Origin of the sequence: Pseudomonas sp. 10(2024), from assembly GCF_045164175.1 — a bacterium.
Classification (GTDB): Bacteria; Pseudomonadota; Gammaproteobacteria; order Pseudomonadales; family Pseudomonadaceae; genus Aquipseudomonas; species Aquipseudomonas alloputida.
The window spans coordinates 1,542,397-1,561,235 of the sequence record NZ_CP174006.1 but is presented as its reverse complement, the minus strand read 5'-3'; the positions used below and the strand labels follow the sequence as shown (position 1 = coordinate 1,561,235).

Below are 18,839 nucleotides of genomic sequence, written 5' to 3'. Positions count from 1 at the left end.
CGAAAAACCCGCCCCGCACACGCCAAATGCGTAAGCGGTTTTTGCCAGGCAGCCGTTGAAACCTGCCCCTGGATGAAAAATCGCGGAGTATACCGCAGCACCGTGCTGCACATGCACCGCGGCGATAGACGTTCCCTTTGCCCCGCTGCCGCTGCAAGGTGCTAGAATTCGTTATCGTTTATTCCCCAAGGTAGCCCTGTAATGTCCTTCGCCGAGCAACTGACCCGCCTGCAAGCCTTCCTCGACGCCGACGAGCTGCACGAAGAAGCGCTGGACTATGTCGCCGCACACGGCTACCTCACCGCTCTTTCGATCAACGCCGAGGACGTGCCCGAGCGCGAATGGATTGACGCCCTGTTCGCCGAGGAGCCGCACTACGCCAGCGAAGCCCAGCGCACCGAGATCGAGGCCACCCTGGTGGCGCTCAAGGCGCACATTGCCCGCCAGCTGGCCAGCGACGAAGAATTCGACCTGCCCTGCGACCTCGACCTGACCGATGAGCCGGACGATTCCGACCTGCGCGGCTGGTGCATCGGCTTCATGGAAGGCGTGTTCCTGCGGGAAGAGGCGTGGTTCGAAAACGCCGAGGAAGAAGTCAGCGAAATGCTGCTGCCGATCATGGTGGGTTCGGGCTTGTTCGACGAACAACCAGAGTTCGCCGACATCGCCAGCAACGCCAACCTGCAGGATGACATGATCGTGCAAATCCCCGAGGCACTGAGCGCACTGTTCCTGCTGCTGCACGCCCCTGACGAAAAACCGGCGCTGCTCAAGCCACGCCACCACTGAGCAAGCTGTGCGCTACCTGCTGCTGGCCACTGGCTGGCTCAGCGTCGCGCTGGGGGTGCTGGGGATATTCCTGCCGGTATTGCCCACCACCCCATTCCTGCTTTTGGCGGCGGCCTGCTTTGCCCGCAGCTCGCCGCGCTTCCATCACTGGCTGGTCCATCATCCCAAGCTGGGGCCATGGATCCGTGACTACCTCAGTGGTGAAGGCATCCCCCTCAAGGGCAAGGTCTACGCCATCGGCCTTATGTGGGCCAGCATTGGCCTGTCGTGCTATCTGGTGCCGCTGTTCTGGGCGCGCACCTTCATGTTGACCAGTGCCGCATTGGTCACCCTGTACATCCTCAGCCTGAAAACCCTGCACAAGCCAAAGTGACAATATTTTGTCGCCAAATATCGCTTTCGCCTAATCAATGCCCTCTTTATCCGAATTAGTTCTGGAACTGCGCATAGCCCTTGTATCCATTGGTTTTCAAGGCATTTCCTGCGTTCATTCCGTGCCCTTGAATGCACACTTATTAGACAACAAAGATATTATATGGCAATTTGATATGAATAAATCTTCTTACCTATCGCGTTGAATGTACTTAGCTGTGTTGTTAAAAACCTGCAACACTATACGCGATAAGTTTATCGTCATTTTTTTGGCGAACAGCAGGATCAATTCCAGGATCAGGGAGATGTACCATGCGCGTTTTGAACCCCATCACCAGTGCTTTACTGTTGGCCCTGGCGAGTGCCAACGTACAGGCGATGTCGATTACCGAGGCTGTCCAAAGCGCCGTGGACTACCACCCACAAGTCAGCTCCAACCGTAACAGCAAGCTGTCGGCCGATGAAGACGTGAAGTTCGCGCGTGGTGGCTACTACCCTTCCGTGGACCTGGTTGCCGGTTACGGCCGCCAGCGCTCGGACAACGCCACTACCCGCGCCGAGGGAAACCACAACAAGGAAACCCTCAACTACACCCAGTCCGAACTGCGCCTGCGGCAGATGATCTTCGACGGCTTCAACACCTCGAATGAAGTAGGCCGCACCGAGGCGGTCTCTACCTCCCGCGCCTATTACACCCAGGCCGTTGCCCAGGATGTCGCCCTGCGCGCAGTCGAGGTCTACCTGGAAGTGCTCAAACGCCGTGAACTGGTGACCCTGGCCAAGAACAACCTGCAAGCTCACCTGCGCGTCAACGATCAGATTGGCCTGCGCAACGAGCGCGGCGTCGGCAGCACCGCCGACCTCGACCAGTCCCGCGCCCGTCGCGCCCTGGCGGAAAACAACCTGGACACCGCCGAAGTCGACCTGGCCGATGCCGAGGCCAACTTCTTCAGTGTGATCGGCCGTGCCCCGGACGAGCTGGAAAGCCCGCAGAGCATCAAGGGCGAGGTGCCAGGCACCCTCGACGAAGCCCGCGATGGCATGCGTCAGAACAACCCGTACATCAAGTCTGCCCAGGCTGACGTCAACGCCGCCGAGAAGCAGTACGAAGTGGGCAAGTCGACCTTCTACCCACGCTTCGACGCCATTCTGGCAACCGGTGCCAACAACAACACCGGCGGCGAGAAAGGCCACAACAACAACGACTGGCAAGCTGGCGTGGAGATGAACTACAACCTGTTCCGCGGTGGCAGCGACAAGGCTCGCCTGCAGTCCGACGCGCACAAGATCAACCAGGCACTGGACATTCGCAACAACGCCCTGCGTGAGTTGACCGAGAACCTGAGCCTGGCGTGGAACGCCATGAACAACGCCAGCAAGCAGCTGCCGACCGCGCGTGAATACGCCGAAACCACCAAGCGTGTGCGTGCGGCCTACCAGGACCAGTTCGGCCTGGGCCAGCGCACCCTGCTGGACGTACTCGACAGTGAGAACGAGCTGTACAACGCCGACCGCCGCTACACTGAGGTGCGTTACACCGAAGAGTTCTCGCGCTACCGCGTACTGGCGACCATGGGTGAATTGCTGAGCAAACAGCATATTTCGCTGCCGCCAGAGGCGCTGGCGACCACCGAAGTCCGCACCGAGGCGCGTCTGCCTGAGATGCGTTGAGCGGGTTTTAGGTAGCGGGGCCGCTTTGTGCTGCGATTGGGCTGCAAAGCAGCCCCCAACCCTCATTCGCGGCCATGATTACGCTGAAATGTTTCTACGCCCATGGCCCTGATCTGCCCCTCGATCAACGCCTCGAACGGCGCCAGCAGTGCATCGAAGCAAGCCGGTTGCTCCAGCGTATTCAATGCCCCGACCACCGCCTCGATCGTCGACAATGCACCCGCCTCCGGCGCTTTGCGCAACCGATAGCGTGAAGCGGCCGCCTGGGCCAGCGTCACCCGTGGCAGCCCCCCCAGCAACGGGTTCAGGTACAGCAGTTTGCGCGCCTTGCGCCAGGTGCCGTCGGGCACGATCAGCAGCAAAGGTTTGTCGCCCGCCTCGCCATAAGCTGTCAGCACCTGGGCGTCATCACCCGGGAACAACAGCACCGGCTGGTATCCAGGGGTGGCGAGCAGGTCAGGCAGGTCATCGAACACCTCTCCAATCCGCAGCTCGGCATTGTTCAGGCCAAGGGCAGCCAGGCGCGCCGTGTTAAGGGCATGGGCAGTTTCACTGGGGTGCTGCAGCAGGATCACGCGGGTGCGGCTGTCGAGCGCGGGGATCAGTGGGCATAGGCAATGGTCGAGCGGGCGCTGGCAGCGCTCGCAGCGGGGTCTGGGCATGGCGGTCTCCTTGGCGGGGACAGTTTGCCACATAACCGGGGCCCGCTTTGCGGGCTCCGCGATTTCAACGGTTGAACCTTTCCGCCAGGCTGTGCAGGTACTCCGCCATGCGCTCGAGGTCCTGGCTGATTTCCGCGCCTTGCCTGGCTTGCCCGGCACTCTGGTCGCACAGTTGGGCAATCCTCACGATCTGCTGGTTGATGTCTTCAGCCACATGGCTCTGCTGCTCCGATGCCGTGGCCATCTGCTGGCTCATGCCGGTGATGCGGCTGACCGCCACGGCAATCCCGCTCAGCGCCGCCTGCACCGCCTCGACACTGTGCACACTGTCCCGGGAAATCTGCTCGCCCCGGCTGGCAGTGCTCACCGCTCGCTCCGCCCCGGCCCTCAGCGAGGCAATGATATGGTGGATCTCTTCGGTCGACGCGCGGGTACGCTGCGCCAATGACCGCACCTCATCAGCCACCACGGCGAACCCCCGCCCTTGCTCACCGGCACGCGCCGCTTCAATGGCGGCGTTAAGCGCCAGCAGGTTGGTCTGTTCGGCAATCGAAGTGATCACGTCGACCACACTACCAATCGACTGGGTCTGCTCAGCCAAGGCGTTGACTGCCTGACCAATGTCATTGACCGCATCGCTCATGCTGCCCATGTCTTTCAGGCTCTTCAGGGCCAGCTCGCTGCCCTGCTGCGCCAGTTGGTCGGCATCACTTGCCGCGTGTGCCGTACTTTGCACGTTGTGGGTGACCTGCTGGATGGTCGCCGCCATCTGCGCGATGGCCGTGGCGGACTGGTCAGTCTCGCTGCGCTGCCGGTCGAGCATCTGCGCCTGGGCATCGGACAGGTCGGAAGATTGCGCCGCCCGCGACTTTACCCCGACCCCGGCATCCACCAGGCGGGTCAGGGCCGTTTGCAGGCGGGCTTCTTCGCTGATGATGGCCAGGTCGAGCTGGCCCTTCAGGCCTGGGTTGTCGCTGTAGGTCAGCGCCACCAACGGACTGGTAAAGGCCTTGGGATGCTCAGCCAATGTGCGGCGAATGGCCTGGTTCTGCCGGTGCTCGACCCAGTACCAAGCCAGCAGCAGACTTGCCATCAGCACCCCGAGCGCCGCATAGGGGGGCAGCCAAAGGTAACCCGCCGCCGACAGCAGGCCGGCGCCGATCAGTGGCCAGCCATGGCCCAGGCCGTGCCCCAGGCGGGCAGCCCAGGGCACCGGGCTGCGGCCATCGCGCAAGCGCGCATACAGCGCCTCGGCACGGCGGATCTGCTCACGCGTGGGCACCGAGCGCACCGACTCGTAGCCACTGATCCGGCCCTGTTCGTATATCGCCGTGACGTAGGCGCTTACCCAGTAGTAATCGCCGTTCTTCGCCCGGTTCTTGACGATGCCCATCCAGGGTTTGCCCTGCTTGATGGTTTCCCACATATGGCCAAACACCGCCGGCGGCATGTCCGGGTGGCGCACCAGATTGTGCGGCTGGCCGATCAGTTCGTCGTAGGTAAAGCCGCTGATCGCCACAAAGGCGTCGTTGCAGTAGGTGATGCGGCTGTCGAGGTCAGTCGTGGAAATAAGGCGTTGATCGCGGGGGAAGGTTCTTTCGTGCTCAGTGACGGGCAAATTCATGCGCATCTTGGGCGATCCTTGCAGGATGAAATAAGGGGAAATCATCAGCGCAAGTTGATATGTAGCAGAGCGCTATCAGGTTAGCGGCCAGCGTTTAGCGGAATTTAATCCGCTCCCGACGGAATGCATGAATGCGTCGCATCTCAGCCCACGTTGAGCTGGCTTTTCAACAGGTCACGGAAGGTCTGGATCAACGGTTCGCGGCTGCGCCCGCGGCGAATGATCAGCGAGAACGGGGCCTGGTAACCAAAGGTCGACGGCGACAGCACGCGCAAGTCACCCTTGTCGACCCAGGCCTGGGCGTAGTGTTCAGGCAAGTAGCCGATATAGGCCCCGGAAAGGATCAGGATCAGCTGCGCCTCCATGCTTTCAACCGTCGCCGCACTGTGCTTGAAGCCATGCCGGGCCAGCTCGGCCTGGCTCCAATAACCACGGCCGACCATGCGCTGCTGGGTCACCACCTGCTCGGGAATGCGCCGCTCGGCATACAACGGGTGGCGGCTGCTGCAGTACAGCCAGTGCTGTTCGCGGTACAACGGCTGGTAGAGCAGGCCGCTCATCCGCGAAGAAAACGCGCCGATGGCCAGGTCCAGGCGGTTGTCCTGCACTCCCAGTTGCAGCTCGTAGGGGCTGGACACCGACAGGTGCAGGTGCACCGCCGGGTGCTCCTGGCTGTAGGCACCGATGGCTTCGGCCAGCGGCAAGGCGCGATCACCGACGGTGGAGTCGATCACCCCAAGGTTGAGGGTGCCACGCAGTTCGCCCTTCAGGGCGGCGGCATACTGCTCGAAACCGTCCAGCTCGGCCAGCAGGCGCAGGGTTTCCTGATGGAACAGCTCGCCCTTGCTGGTCAGGCTGAAGCCCCCCCGACCCCGGTGGCACAACACGATACCCAAGGCGCCCTCCAGCTGGCTCATGTAGGTACTGATGGCGGAGGTCGACAGGTTCAGCTCGCGCTGGGCGTTGGCAAAGCCCTGGTGGCGCACCACGCTGATGAAGATGCGCAGCAGTTTCAGGTCGGGCAAGGTCGAGGCCATGGTGCAACGGTTCCACAAGGGTATGTGCGCGCAGTCTAACTGCTCTACCCGCCTTTAGTTCAGAAATTCCTGAACTAAGTATTTGTCGGTAGCGATTCTTCCCCGGCGCTCGCTTGAGCAGACTTGGCCGAAATGTCCCTGCCCGCCGGCAAACCACACGTGAATGGCGCGCGGCGGCACAGGTTCGAACAAACACAACAATCGACCGACTGATGAGGCCCACCGTGGACAAGACTCTCCACCAACCACTGGGCGGCAACGAAATGCCGCGTTTCGGCGGCATCGCCACCATGCTCCGCCTCCCCCACCTGCAAAGCGCCGAAGGCCTGGATGCGGCCTTCATCGGCGTCCCGCTGGATATCGGTACCTCGCTACGTTCCGGCACCCGCTTCGGCCCACGGCAGATCCGCGCCGAATCGGTGATGATCCGCCCGTACAACATGGCGACCGGTGCCGCCCCGTTCGACTCGCTGTCGGTCGCCGATATCGGCGATGTGGCAATCAACACCTTCAACCTGCTGGACGCCGTGCGCATCATCGAAGAAGCGTATGACGAGATCGTCGAGCACAACGTCATTCCCATGACCCTGGGGGGCGATCACACCATCACCCTGCCGATCCTGCGTGCACTGCACAAGAAACACGGCAAGATCGGCCTGGTGCACATCGATGCCCACGCCGACGTCAACGACCACATGTTCGGCGAGAAGATCGCCCACGGCACCACCTTCCGCCGCGCCGTGGAAGAAGGCCTGCTCGACTGTGAGCGCGTGGTGCAGATCGGCCTGCGCGCCCAGGGCTACACCGCCGATGACTTCAACTGGAGCCGTCGCCAGGGCTTCCGCGTGGTCCAGGCCGAAGAGTGCTGGCACAAGTCACTGGAGCCACTGATGGCCGAAGTGCGGGAAAAGGTCGGCGGTGGCCCGGTTTACCTGTCTTTCGACATCGATGGCATCGACCCGGCCTGGGCCCCCGGTACCGGAACCCCGGAAATCGGCGGCTTGACCACCATCCAGGCAATGGAGATCATTCGCGGCTGCCACGGCCTGGACCTGATCGGCTGTGACCTTGTCGAAGTCTCCCCGCCTTACGACACCACCGGCAACACCTCGCTGCTCGGTGCCAACCTGCTGTTCGAGATGCTCTGCGTGCTACCTGGCGTGGTGCGTCGCTAATACCGCTCTACCCCGGCAGGAGCCATGAGGGAGGGCCACTGAGGCCCGCCAACACAAGAAAAGACCGCCGGGCGCCGTGCAAACGCCCGCGCGGTCGATCTCGCCATAATAAAGATAATCGGGAGACCCCCAATGGCCTTGGACATCATTGTTGTAATGATCTACACCGCTGGCATGCTAGGGCTTGGCTGGTATGGCATGCGCCGCGCGAAAACCCATGAAGACTACCTGGTAGCCGGGCGCAATCTCGGCCCGGTGCTGTACATGGGCACCATGGCCACCACCGTACTCGGTGGCGCTTCCACCGTCGGCACCGTGCGCCTGGGCTACGTCCACGGCATTTCCGGCTTCTGGCTGTGCGCAGCCCTTGGCCTGGGCATCATCGCCATCAACCTGTTCCTCGCCAAACCGCTGCTGCGCCTGCGCATCTTCACCGTGACCCAGGTACTGGAGCAACGCTACAACCCCACCGCACGCCAGGCCAGCGCCGTCATCATGCTGGCTTACGCGCTGATGATCGGGGTCACCTCGACCCTGGCCATGGCCACCGTCCTGCAGGTGCTGCTGGACCTGCCGTTCTGGGCTTCTCTGATGCTCGGCGGCGGCGTGGTAGTGCTGTACTCGACCATCGGCGGCATGTGGTCGCTGACCCTGACCGATATCGTCCAGTTCGTGATCAAGACCGTCGGCCTGATGTTCATCCTGCTGCCAGTGTGCCTGTACAAGGCCGGTGGCTGGGATACCCTGGTGGCCAAATTGCCAGCGGCCAGCTTCCAGCTGACTACCATTGGCTGGGACACCATCATCACTTACTTCCTGATCTACTTCTTCGGCATCCTCATCGGCCAGGACATCTGGCAGCGGGTGTTCACCGCCCGTGACGAAAAGGTCTGTCAGCGTGCCGGTACCGCCGCTGGTGTGTATTGCGTGCTGTATGGCCTGGCCTGCGCTGCGATCGGCATGGCTGCGCATGTGCTGATGCCCGACCTGGCCAACCCGAACAACGCCTTTGCCGAGATGATCAAGACCACCCTGCCCGATGGCATCCGTGGCCTGCTGATGGCTGCGGCCCTGGCGGCCATGATGTCCACCGCCAGCGCCGGTCTGCTGGCTGCCTCGACCACCGTAACCGAAGACCTGCTGCCCAAGCTGCGTGGCGGCAAGCAGTCGAGCCTGGGTACCAGCCGCCTGTTCACCCTGCTCACCGGCCTGGTGGTGCTGGGCATCGCGCTGGTGGTGAATGATGTGATCAACGCCCTGACCCTGGCTTATAACCTGCTGGTCGGCGGCATGCTGATCCCGCTGATCGGGGCGATCTTCTGGAAGCGTGCGACCACTGCAGGCGCGATTGCCAGCATGTCGCTGGGCTTTGCCACCGCCCTGCTGTTCATGTTCCTGGACGGGCTGGAGGCCAATACGCCGATCTACTACAGCCTGGCAGTAGGGCTGGTGAGCTTTGTGGGCGTGAGCCTGGTGTCGCGCAAGTCGGTGGCAGCGGTGAAGCTGGCCTGACTGCTGTACCGGCCCTTTCGCTTGTAGGAGCGGGCTTGCCCGCGAAAGGGCCGGTACAGGCAATAGACAATCAGCAGACACAAAAAGGCCGCTGCACCCACTCGGGTGAAGCGGCCTTTGTCGTTAATCAGCGCCGACGCGGTTGACGTTTGCGCTGCTCTTCATCAGTCGGGATCGGCACCGGCTGCAAGGGTGGTGGAATCAGCCCCAAGGCGACAGCCAAGTCATGGAGCCAGTTTGACAGTGGTTTATTCATAATGCCCCCTTGACGGGTCAGCCTCACGGCAAATCAATCCTGCGATGTTTCATACAGATCATAGCCCGATGTCCTGTATTACGCATTCCTCTGTTCCTACAGATAAGGGCGATTTTGACTCGGATCAAGCCGTGGCGGCGCATTCCGACGACTGGTTAATCGTTTCGCTTTGTTGCAGGTCGATCCATGCCTGCAGATTAGCCCCGCGCATACCTTGGCGCCACATCAGCCAGGTGACCGCCTGATCGAAAGGAGCCTGCAGCGCGTGCACCCTTACCCGATCACGCCCAGGCAGGCTGTCGAGCATCGACTGGGCCATCATCGCCACACCCGCACCCGCGATCACACAGGCCAGCATGCTCTGGTACGACTCGATCTCCATCACCCGCCCCATCGGCGTATGGGCATGGGCATACCAGGCCTCCAGGCGCATGCGGTACGAGCAGCCCTGGCGAAAGGTGAACACCTCCTTGCCCGACACGTCCTTGGCTGTGAGTACCGCCGGGTGTTCGGGGCTGGTGATCAGTACCAGTTGCTCATCGCACAGCGGCACGCCATCCAGCCCGGCAAGGCTCGGTGGCCCGTCCACAAGAGCAGCATCCAGGGTGTGGTTCAGCAGCCCTTCAAGCAACTCGCCGCTGGGTGCAGCACGCACTTGCAGGTTCACCTGCGGGTAAGCCTGGTGATAGCGCGCCAGCAACGCTGGCAGGTGGGTCGCCGCCGTGCTGTACATGGTCCCCAGCACGAAGTCCCCAGCCGGCTGACCGCCGCGCACGGCGCCCAGCGCTTCGTCGCGCAAGGCGGACATACGGTTGGCATAGTCCAGCAGCACCTTGCCTGCTGGCGACAGTTGCAGGCGCTGACGTTCGCGCAGGAACAGATCGACGCCCAGCTGCTCCTCGAGTTGGCGCAGGCGCGTGGAAAGGTTTGATGGCACCCGGTGCAGGCGCTCTGCGGCGCGGGTAACCGAGCCCTCCTCGGCCACGGCCTGGAAGATACGCAGTTGGCTGAATTCCACGGCATTCTCCAAAACAGAACAACTTGATCATCATTATTCAATTTTATTGAAAAATAAACCGCCCTAACCTGCCATCTATCGCTTACCTGCGCAGGAGACCTGTCATGTCGCCACTCATTCAACTGCTCGCCAGCGCCGTGGCGCTGATGATGGCCATGGGCATCGGCCGTTTCGCCCTCACCCCGCAACTGCCGCAACTGATTGCCGAAGGCCAGTTCGACCTGACAGTCGCCGGGCTGGTCGCGGCGGCCAATTACCTGGGCTATTTCGTGGGCGCGGTGGACGCCATGTTCGCCCGCTCGCCAGGCCAGGTACGGCGGCGCCTGCATGGGGGGCTGTGGCTGTGTGTGCTGCTGACCCTGGCCTCCTGGGCTGCCAATGGCTTCTGGGGGCACCTGCTGCTGCGCTTCGGCACAGGCGTAGCCAGCGCCTGGGTGCTGGTGATGATCACCAGCCTCAGCCAGCAAGTAGCCACTGCGCACAACCGCCAACGTCTGGGAGCGCTGGTATTCGCCGGGCCCGGCCTCGGTATCGCCGTGACCGGGCTACTGGCACTGGTTGCGCATGTGCTGGGGCTTGGCTCGGCAGCCCTGTGGCTGATCTATGCCGTGGCTGCGCTGGTGATGCTGCTGGCCGTGCGGCCGTGGTTGCCACGGGCATTGCAAGCGGCACCGACTCAGTCGCCAGTACGACAAGGCCCGACGCGCAATGTCGGCACTGGCCGCCTGGGGTTGGTGTATGGCCTGTATGGCATGGGCTATATCCTGCCAGCCACCTTTCTGTCACAGATGGCCAATCAGCAGTTTCGCGGGCAGTGGCTGGCTGACCTGTTCTGGCCGGCGTTTGGCCTGGCGGCGGCGCTGGGCGTCTTGCTGGTGAGCGTGCGCCGTGGTGGCCGCACTTCAACCTGGTTGACCGCCACCCTGTGGTTGCAAGGGCTGGGTGTGCTGGCCTGCCTGATGGGTGGGGGTATCGGGCTGGCGCTGGGTGTTGCGCTGTGTGGCGGGCCGTTCCTGGCCTGCATGCAACTGGTCATGCAACGCTCACGCGAGTTGGCGCCACATGCCACACAGCGCAATGCCGGGCTGCTGACCGCGTGCTTTGCCTTGGGGCAGTTGAGTGGGCCGCTGCTGGCGGCGCTCAGCAGCCACTACAGCGGTGGGCTGCAACCCGCATTGATGCTGGCGGCGGGCGGGTTGGTGGTGGCTGGCGGGTTGGTCCAGTTGCCGGGTGATGCACAACAAGGAAGCGCCTGTCAGGCCAAGGTTGCATCCTGAGCCGGTACAGGCAACCCATCACCCTACCAACCGCCGCAATTGTTGTTTCACCCAAGGCTCGGCACTTACCAGGATCACACCCAGCAACACCATCAACGCGCCCACCACGAAATTCGCACTGAGCGGCTCATCCAGCAGCAAAACGCCAAAGGTCACCCCAAACAACGGGGTAATGAAGGAAAACACCGCGAGGTTCGACGCCAGGTATTTGCGCAGCAACCAGAACCAGGTGAGGTAGCTGATGAACGACACCACAATCCCCTGGAACAATACACTGCCCATCGCCAGCGGCGTCAGCGACACCGCGCCGATCTGCCCGCTGAGCAGGGCGATCAGCAACAGCCCGGCAAAACCGACCGCCAGCTGATAGAACAGGGTCAAGGTCGCTGGCGCCTCCGACAACCGCGAGCAGCGCACCACCACCGTGGTCGCGCCCCAGGCCAGCCCGGCGATCACGCCAAAGGCATCACCCAGCAAGGTGCGGCCGTCCATGTGCTCGAACGAAGAGCCACCGGCAAAGGCCATGGCAATGCCGCCGAAGGCCAGCAGAATGCCCAGCCACTGCAGCAGCCGCAAGCGTTCACTGGGTAGCCGAAAATGCAGGCCCAAAGCGGTAAATACCGGCGCGGTATAGAGGAACACCGACATGTGCGCCGCCGAGGTCAGTTTCAGCCCTTCGGCAATGAACAGAAACTCCACCCCGAACAGCCCGCCCGCCACCAACCCTGCGCGCCAGGTGCTGCCGACCTGCTCCCAGCCACCCCGCCAGCACAGCATCAGGCCTACCAGCACAGCGGCAATGCCATTGCGCAGGGCTGCCTGCATCACCGGCGCGATGTCGACGGCAGCGGTCTTGATCAGTACCTGCTGGCAGCCCCAGATCAGGCAAAGGCCCAGCATTACCTGGAAGGCAAAGGCGTCAGGGTTCTTGCGGACCGCGCTCATAAGCGGGCCTCTGGGGTGATCGTAGGCATGGGCAAGGCTCGGCAGCGTTCAGAGGCTACCGATTATCGGGTTTCGAACGCTGCACTTGCCAGCCTTAAAACGACCTCAAGCAATCTGTGCCTTCGCAGATACCTGTTCGAATGTCGTTTCGTCCAGCGCATCCTCCTGCTCATCCAGCACCTGGCGCGGGTGCTCGAAGCCGGGGATGCTGCTGTCGATCAGGCTCATCAAGCGCGAGCCGCGTTCGGTCAGGACGAAGTTTTCGCCATTGCCGCCGTCCTCTTCAGGTCGGCATTCAATGAATCCGCGCTCGAATAGCAGCTTTTCATACTCGCATGCACGGGTTTTCAGGTGATCCACGTCACCCACCGGCTCACCCTTGGCGGCCAGTGCAGCAGCATGCTGCTCGGCATAGGGGCGGGGCGTGAAGCTGTGACCGGCGCCGTTCTGCACTTCGTGCAGCAAGCGTTCGATCAGGTCCCAGTCGTAGGCGATGCTCATGGCTACGGGCTCCTGCTGTGGACGAAAGGGGTACACAGGTTGGGACCTGCCAAGGTTGCCAAGCGTTCCGAAGCGCTTAGCGCTGGCGTTGTTGCGCTTGCATGTACTGGCGCAGCAACTGATTGATGCGGGTCTGGTAGCCGCTGCCCTGCTCCTTGAACCAGGCGAGGACATCTGAGTCCAGTCGAATGGTCACCGTCTGCTTGGCGGGAACGTGCAGCTCGGCCTGGCGGAAAAAGTCCTGGTCCAGTTCAGGGATATCTGATGTATCGATATCCTTGTCGTCCTGTCGGGCCAGGCGGCTCCAGTCAGTTCTCGATGATTTGGTCATAGTACCTGGCCTCCCGTTTGGTGGCTTTTCTTGCAGAAATGATGCGTAACACCTCACCCCGCCTCTCCGTGTACACGACGACACCTATCAGCGCCTTTAGCCATTCAAAGAACATGGGACGACCTGTATTTACAGCTGTACATACAACACCCCCTCTTTTCTTTCGAGACTAGAGCGACGTAGCGTGCTGCTCAACAGCGCTGGAGGGACACGGGAACGTTTCAGAAACGGACTACCACCACCAAAGAAATCTTCCATCGGTCGCAAGCCCTGAACTTCCCTGCACCCACAGCCCTCCACCGGGCATCACCACCGCCGGAGGTTGGAAGGATGAAACCGCTACTGCCCATAGCCTGTGCCACTGCCCTGCTCTGCGCCCTGCCCGCTTGGGCATGCACACCTGAAGAAGCAACGCAGAAACGTGAGGAGCTGGCCGGGCTGGTTACTCAGTTGACTGAGCAGAACCCGCAAAAGGCCAAGGAGATCAATGATGAGCTTCAGGGGATGGATCTGGGGACGGCGAGCAAGGACTTGCCCGACAAGTGTCAGCTGATCGACCAGCGGATCAAGGAGTTGAAACAGGCAGAGAAAAAAGCGGAGTGATCGTTCGTCGCCTGCGCACGCCCTTCGCAGATGCGAACTTGCGTCGCTTCTGCAAAGGGCCTGCGTGAGTCTTATTCAGCAGCAGGCTTGCGCTTCTTCAGCGGTGCCAGGCCGTCAGCACTGGCCAGAGGCGCGTTGGCCTTCGGCTTGGCAGTAGGCTTGCGCTTGGCTGCGGCTTTCTTGTCACCAGTCTTCTTCTCGACCTTTTTCTTCTTGCTACCGGCCGCCTTGCCCGAGGCCTTGACCTTCTTCGGCCCGTTGTAGGTGCCCTTCACTTCCTTGATGACCCGGCGCTCGAACTGCTGCTTGAGGTAGCGCTCGATGCTCGACATCAGGTTCCAGTCGTTGTGGGTGATCAGCGAGATCGCCAGGCCTTCGCCACCGGCACGGCCGGTACGGCCCACACGGTGGACGTACTCGTCACCGCTGCGTGGCATGTCGAAGTTGATCACCAGGTCCAGGCCGTCGATATCCAGGCCACGGGCTGCCACGTCGGTCGCCACCAGCACTTTGGAGCTGCCCTGCTTGAAGCGCTCGATGGCCAGCTTGCGGTCCTTCTGGTCCTTTTCGCCATGCAGCACGAAGGCCTTCACGTCCTTGGCCACCAGGTGACCGTAGATGCGGTCGGCCATGGCGCGGGTGTTGGTGAAGATGATCGCCTTGTCGAAGGTTTCGTTGGCCAGCAACCACTGCGCGATCTGCTCTTTATGCTGGTCGTGGTCGGCGGTAATGATCTGCTGGCGGGTGCCTTCAGCCAGTTGCGAGACACTGTTGAGCATCAGGTGTTCAGGGTCTTTCAGCACCTTGCCGATGATGTCGCGCAGGGCCGCGCCACCGGTGGTAGCCGAGAACAGCAAGGTCTGCTCGCGGTTTTCGCACTCTTTGCACAGGCGCTCCATGTCTTCGGCAAAGCCCATGTCGAGCATGCGGTCGGCTTCGTCCAGGATCAGGACCTGCACGTGGGACAGGTCGAGGTTGCCGGCATTGAGCTGCTCGAGCAGGCGACCCGGGGTGCCGATCAGCACGTCAGGCACCTTGCGCAGCATGGCGGCCTGTTCCTTGAAGTCTTCGCCGCCAGTAACCAGGCCCGACTTGATGTAGGTGAACTGCGAGAACAGCTGCACCTGCTTGAGGGTTTGCTGGGCCAGTTCACGGGTCGGCAGCAGGATCAACGCGCGAATCTCGACACGCGGACCGCTGAGGTCGACCAGACGGTTGAGCAGTGGCAGTACGAAGGCCGCCGTCTTGCCGCTGCCGGTCTGTGCAGTCACACGCAGATCCCGCCCTTGCAGGGCCAGGGGGATGGCCGCGGCCTGCACCGGGGTTGGCTCGACAAATTTAAGCTCGGCCACGGCTTTAAGCAGGCGTTCATGCAGGGCGAATTGGGAGAACACGGAGGTAACCTCAGACAAGTGCGGGAAATTCAGTTGCATAGGGTAACGTTTTCTGCAGCCTTAGCCGAATTTCTTTTGGCAACTTTGTCGCTATCCGCGCTCTAATACGGCTTCGTTTCGCAACAAGACTGTACGCAAGCCCATGGATATCCAACGAATCTGGCGTGACTCCCTCGACCTGTGGGGCACCCTCGACCAACATCCCATGCTGCACGCCGCCATCGGTCTGGCGGTACTGCTGCTCATCTCCCTGGTAGTCGGCCGCCTGGCGCGCTTCCTGATACTGCACGGCGCGCGCCTGCTGGCCCGCCAGCCTGCGCTGAAGTGGCTGGACGACCTGCGCCACAACAAGGTGTTCCACCGCCTGGCGCAAACAACCCCGTCCCTGGTGCTGCAATTCGGCCTGAAGCTGGTGCCTGAGCTGTCCGACACCGCCCAGCACTTCCTCGGCAATGTCGCCCTGGCCTTCACCCTGCTGTTCATGACCATGGCGCTGTCATGCCTGCTGGATGCCCTGCTCGACATCTATGCCCGTACCGAACATGCCCGCACCCGCTCGATCAAGGGCTACGTTCAACTGGCCAAGATGATGCTGTGGATCTTCGCCTCGATCGTCATCGTCGCTACCCTGATCGACCGCTCGCCGCTGTTGCTGCTGTCCGGCCTGGGTGCGATGTCGGCGGTGCTGCTGTTGGTGTACAAGGACACCCTGCTGTCGTTCGTCGCCAGCGTGCAGTTGACCAGCAACGACATGCTACATGTGGGTGACTGGATCGAAATGCCGCAGGTAGGCGCCGATGGCGACGTGGTGGACATCACCTTGCACACGGTGAAAGTGCAGAACTTCGACAAGACCATCGTCTCCATCCCCACCTGGCGCCTGATGAGCGAGTCATTCCGCAATTACCGCGGCATGCAGCAGTCCGGTGGCCGGCGCATCAAGCGCAGCCTGTTCATCGACGCCGCCGGCGTGCGCTTCCTCACCCGCGAAGAAGAACAGCGCCTGAGCCAGGTGCAGCTACTGAGTGACTACCTGGCAGGCAAGCGCCAGGAACTGCAAAACTGGAACGAGGCGCTGGGGCCGGTGGCGGACCTGTCAGCCAACCGCCGCAAGCTGACCAACATCGGCACCTTCCGCGCGTTCGCCCTGGCTTACCTGAAGAACCACCCCAATATTCACCCGAACATGACCTGCATGGTGCGGCAGATGCAGACCACCGCCGAAGGCGTGCCGTTGGAGATCTACTGCTTCACCACAACCACGGTGTGGGCGGATTACGAACGGATCCAGGGGGATATCTTCGACTATCTGCTGGCGGTATTGCCGGAGTTCGGCTTGAGCCTGTATCAGCAGCCGAGTGGCAATGATATGCGCGTGGGGTTGGCCGGGCGCACGGCGGCAGAGCCGATGCCGCGTCGCATTGAAGATATGAGCGAGGCTTGAGATTACCGGGGCTGCCCTGCAGCCCCGGATCAACGGGCGCGTCAGGCCTTGCCGGCCAGCGGTGCTTGCGCGCGACCACCCAGGCGGCTCAGCCACACCGACGCCAGGATGATCCCCCCGCCGATGAACAGCCGCCCTAGCGGCTCGTGCTGGTTCCAGATCAGCAGGTTCAGCAGCAGCCCTACCGGCACATGCAGGTTGTTCATCACCGCCAGCGTACCGCCAGAAACCAGGCATGCACCTTTGTTCCACCAGTACAGCCCCAGCGCCGTCGGACACAACCCCAGGAACAACAGCACCAGCCATTGCACATCAGTGCTCGGCAGGTGCTGAGTGTTGCCGAACAGCAGGAAGGCCGGAAGCACCACCAGCAACGCGCCGAGGTAAAAGTACCCAAAGCGCGCGTAGTGTGGCAGGTCGCTGGGATGGCGAGCGACCAGGTGACGGTACAGCACCTGGCCAGCGGCGTAGGTAAAGTTGGCCAGTTGCAGCAGCAGGAAGCCGATGAAGAACTCGCCGCTGATGCTGTCGAAGCGGATCACGGCAGCACCGGCCACGGCGACCAGCGCGGCCACTAGCGCCCAAGCGTTGAAGCGCCGGTTCAGGGCATCTTCGATCAAGGTCACGTGTAGCGGCGTGAGGATCGTGAACAGCAGCACCTCCGGTACGGTAAGCACGCGGAAACTCAGGTACAGGCAGACGTAGGTGATGCCGTACTGCAACGCGCCAATCAGCAGCATGGAACGCATGAAGCGTGGCTCGACCTGGCGCCAGCGGGTCAGCGGCAGGAACACCAGGCCGGCCAGCAGCACCCTGGCGAGCACTGCGAAATAGCTGTCGACGTGCCCGGCCAGGTACTCGCCGATCAGGCTGAAGGAAAACGCCTGGATCAGCGCGACGATTATCAGGTAGCCCATGGTTGCCTCTCGTGAATCAAGGCCGCGACCTTAGCGGGTTGCAGCGAATGAGTTCAACCATGAGGAATGTAGGGGCTGTACCGGCCTCTTCGCGGGCACGCCCGCTCCCACAGGGACCGCAATGGCCTTTGTAGGAGCGGGTTTACCCGCGAAGAGGCCGACATTGGCGACCTCAAAACCCCAGGGCATAAAAAAGCCCGGCCATACAAGCCGGGCAGGTACACCCAAAGGAGCAAAAACAGGTGTCAGGGTTGGGAATTCGTGATGCCTCAGGCCACCGCCGCCAACTTGGCCTTGGCTTGGTTGACGCCCTTCTCGTGGAACTCGCCGCTCATGTTCAGGCCTTCGGCATGGATGAAGTCGACATCGTGGATGCCGATGAAAGCCATCACCTGGCGCAGGTACGGTTCCTGGTGGTCACTGCTGGCACCCGCATGGATGCCGCCGCGGGCAGTCAGGACGATGGCGCGCTTGCCGGTCAGCAGGCCTTGCGGGCCGGTCGGGGTGTATTTGAAGGTGATGCCGGCACGCAGCACATGGTCCAGCCAGGCTTTCAGGGTGCTGGGGATGGTGAAGTTGTACATGGGCGCAGCCATCACCAGCACGTCGGCAGCCAACAACTCATCCGTCAGTTCGTTGGAACGGGCCAGGGCCTCCAGTTCGGCGGCGCTGCGCTGTTCTTCGGGCTTCATCCAGCCACCCAGCAGGTTCGCGTCCAGGTGGGGAACCGGGCTTACTGCCAGGTCGCGCACAGTGATCTGATCGGCCGGGTGAGCGGCCTGCCATTGCTGAATGAAGTCCTTGGTCAGCTGACGGGAAACGGAATCCTGCTGGCGGGCGCTGCTTTCGATGATCAGTACGCGGGACATGGGGGGTGCCTCCATCGGCAAAAAAGGGTGCGATTCGATGGAGGTGAGATTAAGGCTTGACCTATCGATAAAAAAGCGTAAAAAGTGGGTCCAATCTATCGATTAATCAGTTTATTCCGCGCTGCAGTTCAAGGCGATCCGCAGTTTGATGATTTGCCGATTGAATTTCGCGGTGACATCGACGCTTTTACCTGCCGGTACGTTCACACGGCGCACCCGCGGTGCCTCTGGGCCATTGCGGAAGGTCACCTTGCACGCCGCCGGGACCTGCCCATAGTTGTTGAGGGTGATGGCGCCAATGTCATAGGCCGTGTCATAGGCGGTGTAGTCGAGCTTGACCCCGGTCAGCTCCTTCTCCACATCGATGGGATAAGCCATGGCCCCGAGGGGCAGGCACATCAGTATTGCCGCACAACATTTCTTCATGGGCCGCTCTCCTTGA

20 protein-coding genes and 1 pseudogene are annotated in these 18,839 nt (G+C 61.9%); 8 read left to right on the top strand and 13 right to left on the bottom strand.

Annotated features, from left to right (window positions below; genetic code table 11):
- Positions 1-201: 201 nt before the first annotated feature.
- The 3 genes from ACI7M0_RS07205 (at position 202) to ACI7M0_RS07195 (ending at position 2,832) form a co-directional block, all read left to right on the top strand.
- A complete protein-coding gene (locus tag ACI7M0_RS07205; protein WP_010955200.1) occupies positions 202-789 on the top strand; it encodes a YecA family protein in 588 nt (195 codons plus the stop codon).
- Positions 790-796: 7 nt separating this feature from the next.
- Positions 797-1,162, top strand: a complete 366-nt coding sequence (locus ACI7M0_RS07200) for a YbaN family protein (protein WP_010955201.1) — start codon at positions 797-799, stop codon at positions 1,160-1,162.
- 311 nt (positions 1,163-1,473) lie between these two features.
- The gene (locus ACI7M0_RS07195; RefSeq protein ID WP_012051559.1) at positions 1,474-2,832 is read left to right on the top strand and encodes a TolC family outer membrane protein; all 1,359 of its coding nucleotides are present in this window, start codon (positions 1,474-1,476) and stop codon (positions 2,830-2,832) included.
- A gap of 62 nt (positions 2,833-2,894) precedes the next feature.
- On the opposite strand, the gene ACI7M0_RS07190 is transcribed toward ACI7M0_RS07195, so the two are convergent.
- From ACI7M0_RS07190 to ACI7M0_RS07180, 3 genes are all read right to left on the bottom strand, one after another.
- A complete protein-coding gene (locus tag ACI7M0_RS07190) occupies positions 2,895-3,494 on the bottom strand; it encodes a tRNA-uridine aminocarboxypropyltransferase (protein ID WP_017148157.1) in 600 nt (199 codons plus the stop codon).
- 64 nt (positions 3,495-3,558) lie between these two features.
- Entirely contained in the window at positions 3,559-5,124 is a 1,566-nt protein-coding gene (locus ACI7M0_RS07185) for a PAS domain-containing methyl-accepting chemotaxis protein (RefSeq protein ID WP_129932883.1), read from the bottom strand.
- A gap of 137 nt (positions 5,125-5,261) precedes the next feature.
- On the bottom strand, positions 5,262-6,155 hold the full coding sequence (locus ACI7M0_RS07180; RefSeq protein WP_003254585.1) for a LysR family transcriptional regulator: 894 nt from the start codon (positions 6,153-6,155) through the stop codon (positions 5,262-5,264).
- A gap of 224 nt (positions 6,156-6,379) precedes the next feature.
- On the opposite strand from ACI7M0_RS07180, the gene speB reads away from it, so the two are divergent.
- Together speB and ACI7M0_RS07170 are read left to right on the top strand one after the other, a co-directional pair.
- Positions 6,380-7,330, top strand: a complete 951-nt coding sequence (gene speB / locus ACI7M0_RS07175) for an agmatinase (protein WP_129932884.1) — start codon at positions 6,380-6,382, stop codon at positions 7,328-7,330.
- Positions 7,331-7,462: 132 nt separating this feature from the next.
- Entirely contained in the window at positions 7,463-8,842 is a 1,380-nt protein-coding gene (locus ACI7M0_RS07170) for a sodium:solute symporter (protein WP_020191244.1), read from the top strand.
- A gap of 127 nt (positions 8,843-8,969) precedes the next feature.
- Here ACI7M0_RS07170 and ACI7M0_RS07165 read toward each other — a convergent pair whose 3' ends face one another.
- On the bottom strand, positions 8,970-9,098 hold the full coding sequence (locus tag ACI7M0_RS07165) for a PA1414 family protein (protein ID WP_009683677.1): 129 nt from the start codon (positions 9,096-9,098) through the stop codon (positions 8,970-8,972).
- Positions 9,099-9,222: 124 nt separating this feature from the next.
- Complete coding sequence (locus ACI7M0_RS07160; RefSeq protein ID WP_129932885.1) at positions 9,223-10,116, bottom strand: putrescine utilization regulator PtrR; 894 nt, start codon at positions 10,114-10,116, stop codon at positions 9,223-9,225.
- 104 nt (positions 10,117-10,220) lie between these two features.
- Between ACI7M0_RS07160 and ACI7M0_RS07155 the strand changes: the two genes are divergently transcribed.
- A complete protein-coding gene (locus ACI7M0_RS07155) occupies positions 10,221-11,393 on the top strand; it encodes an MFS transporter (RefSeq protein ID WP_129932886.1) in 1,173 nt (390 codons plus the stop codon).
- A gap of 18 nt (positions 11,394-11,411) precedes the next feature.
- Here ACI7M0_RS07155 and ACI7M0_RS07150 read toward each other — a convergent pair whose 3' ends face one another.
- From ACI7M0_RS07150 to ACI7M0_RS07135, 4 genes and pseudogenes are all read right to left on the bottom strand, one after another.
- Positions 11,412-12,338 carry a DMT family transporter gene (locus tag ACI7M0_RS07150; RefSeq protein ID WP_010955209.1) on the bottom strand — a complete coding sequence of 309 codons (927 nt, stop codon included), beginning with the start codon at positions 12,336-12,338 and terminating at the stop codon, positions 11,412-11,414.
- Between the two features lie 105 nt (positions 12,339-12,443).
- A complete protein-coding gene (locus ACI7M0_RS07145; protein WP_003254595.1) occupies positions 12,444-12,839 on the bottom strand; it encodes a hypothetical protein in 396 nt (131 codons plus the stop codon).
- A 76-nt stretch (positions 12,840-12,915) separates the two neighbouring features.
- Positions 12,916-13,170 (bottom strand): BrnA antitoxin family protein, encoded by a 255-nt coding sequence (locus tag ACI7M0_RS07140; protein WP_129932887.1) that lies wholly within the window; start codon positions 13,168-13,170, stop codon positions 12,916-12,918.
- Positions 13,148-13,273: pseudogene (locus tag ACI7M0_RS07135) on the bottom strand (BrnT family toxin); the annotation flags it as partial. The pseudogene ACI7M0_RS07135 and the gene ACI7M0_RS07140, both read right to left, overlap by 23 nt.
- A 227-nt stretch (positions 13,274-13,500) precedes the next feature.
- On the opposite strand from ACI7M0_RS07135, the gene ACI7M0_RS07130 reads away from it, so the two are divergent.
- The gene (locus tag ACI7M0_RS07130; protein WP_012051554.1) at positions 13,501-13,773 is read left to right on the top strand and encodes a hypothetical protein; all 273 of its coding nucleotides are present in this window, start codon (positions 13,501-13,503) and stop codon (positions 13,771-13,773) included.
- Between the two features lie 71 nt (positions 13,774-13,844).
- Here ACI7M0_RS07130 and ACI7M0_RS07125 read toward each other — a convergent pair whose 3' ends face one another.
- Complete coding sequence (locus ACI7M0_RS07125) at positions 13,845-15,206, bottom strand: DEAD/DEAH box helicase (RefSeq protein WP_012051553.1); 1,362 nt, start codon at positions 15,204-15,206, stop codon at positions 13,845-13,847.
- 103 nt (positions 15,207-15,309) lie between these two features.
- Between ACI7M0_RS07125 and ACI7M0_RS07120 the strand changes: the two genes are divergently transcribed.
- A complete protein-coding gene (locus ACI7M0_RS07120) occupies positions 15,310-16,611 on the top strand; it encodes a mechanosensitive ion channel family protein (RefSeq protein ID WP_129932888.1) in 1,302 nt (433 codons plus the stop codon).
- A gap of 41 nt (positions 16,612-16,652) precedes the next feature.
- Here the strand turns inward: ACI7M0_RS07120 and ACI7M0_RS07115 are convergent, their stop codons facing one another.
- The 3 genes from ACI7M0_RS07115 to ACI7M0_RS07105 form a co-directional block, all read right to left on the bottom strand.
- The gene (locus tag ACI7M0_RS07115; protein WP_003254607.1) at positions 16,653-17,528 is read right to left on the bottom strand and encodes a carboxylate/amino acid/amine transporter; all 876 of its coding nucleotides are present in this window, start codon (positions 17,526-17,528) and stop codon (positions 16,653-16,655) included.
- A gap of 269 nt (positions 17,529-17,797) precedes the next feature.
- The gene (locus tag ACI7M0_RS07110; protein WP_003254608.1) at positions 17,798-18,397 is read right to left on the bottom strand and encodes an FMN-dependent NADH-azoreductase; all 600 of its coding nucleotides are present in this window, start codon (positions 18,395-18,397) and stop codon (positions 17,798-17,800) included.
- Between the two features lie 111 nt (positions 18,398-18,508).
- On the bottom strand, positions 18,509-18,823 hold the full coding sequence (locus ACI7M0_RS07105; RefSeq protein ID WP_012051530.1) for a hypothetical protein: 315 nt from the start codon (positions 18,821-18,823) through the stop codon (positions 18,509-18,511).
- Between the last annotated feature and the right edge of the window lie 16 nt (positions 18,824-18,839).

Excerpts from the sequence above, each read along its gene's own strand:
- ACI7M0_RS07205 (WP_010955200.1), top strand. The coding sequence starts at position 202 with ATGTCCTTCGCCGAGCAACTGACCCGCCTGCAAGCCTTCCTCGACGCC.
- ACI7M0_RS07195 (WP_012051559.1), top strand. The coding sequence starts at position 1,474 with ATGCGCGTTTTGAACCCCATCACCAGTGCTTTACTGTTGGCCCTGGCG.
- ACI7M0_RS07190 (WP_017148157.1), bottom strand. The coding sequence starts at position 3,494 with ATGCCCAGACCCCGCTGCGAGCGCTGCCAGCGCCCGCTCGACCATTGC.
- ACI7M0_RS07185 (WP_129932883.1), bottom strand. The coding sequence starts at position 5,124 with ATGCGCATGAATTTGCCCGTCACTGAGCACGAAAGAACCTTCCCCCGC.
- ACI7M0_RS07180 (WP_003254585.1), bottom strand. The coding sequence starts at position 6,155 with ATGGCCTCGACCTTGCCCGACCTGAAACTGCTGCGCATCTTCATCAGC.
- ACI7M0_RS07170 (WP_020191244.1), top strand. The coding sequence starts at position 7,463 with ATGGCCTTGGACATCATTGTTGTAATGATCTACACCGCTGGCATGCTA.
- ACI7M0_RS07165 (WP_009683677.1), bottom strand. The coding sequence starts at position 9,098 with ATGAATAAACCACTGTCAAACTGGCTCCATGACTTGGCTGTCGCCTTG.
- ACI7M0_RS07155 (WP_129932886.1), top strand. The coding sequence starts at position 10,221 with ATGTCGCCACTCATTCAACTGCTCGCCAGCGCCGTGGCGCTGATGATG.
- ACI7M0_RS07150 (WP_010955209.1), bottom strand. The coding sequence starts at position 12,338 with ATGAGCGCGGTCCGCAAGAACCCTGACGCCTTTGCCTTCCAGGTAATG.
- ACI7M0_RS07145 (WP_003254595.1), bottom strand. The coding sequence starts at position 12,839 with ATGAGCATCGCCTACGACTGGGACCTGATCGAACGCTTGCTGCACGAA.
- ACI7M0_RS07140 (WP_129932887.1), bottom strand. The coding sequence starts at position 13,170 with ATGACCAAATCATCGAGAACTGACTGGAGCCGCCTGGCCCGACAGGAC.
- ACI7M0_RS07130 (WP_012051554.1), top strand. The coding sequence starts at position 13,501 with ATGAAACCGCTACTGCCCATAGCCTGTGCCACTGCCCTGCTCTGCGCC.
- ACI7M0_RS07125 (WP_012051553.1), bottom strand. The coding sequence starts at position 15,206 with ATGCAACTGAATTTCCCGCACTTGTCTGAGGTTACCTCCGTGTTCTCC.
- ACI7M0_RS07120 (WP_129932888.1), top strand. The coding sequence starts at position 15,310 with ATGGATATCCAACGAATCTGGCGTGACTCCCTCGACCTGTGGGGCACC.
- ACI7M0_RS07115 (WP_003254607.1), bottom strand. The coding sequence starts at position 17,528 with ATGGGCTACCTGATAATCGTCGCGCTGATCCAGGCGTTTTCCTTCAGC.
- ACI7M0_RS07110 (WP_003254608.1), bottom strand. The coding sequence starts at position 18,397 with ATGTCCCGCGTACTGATCATCGAAAGCAGCGCCCGCCAGCAGGATTCC.
- ACI7M0_RS07105 (WP_012051530.1), bottom strand. The coding sequence starts at position 18,823 with ATGAAGAAATGTTGTGCGGCAATACTGATGTGCCTGCCCCTCGGGGCC.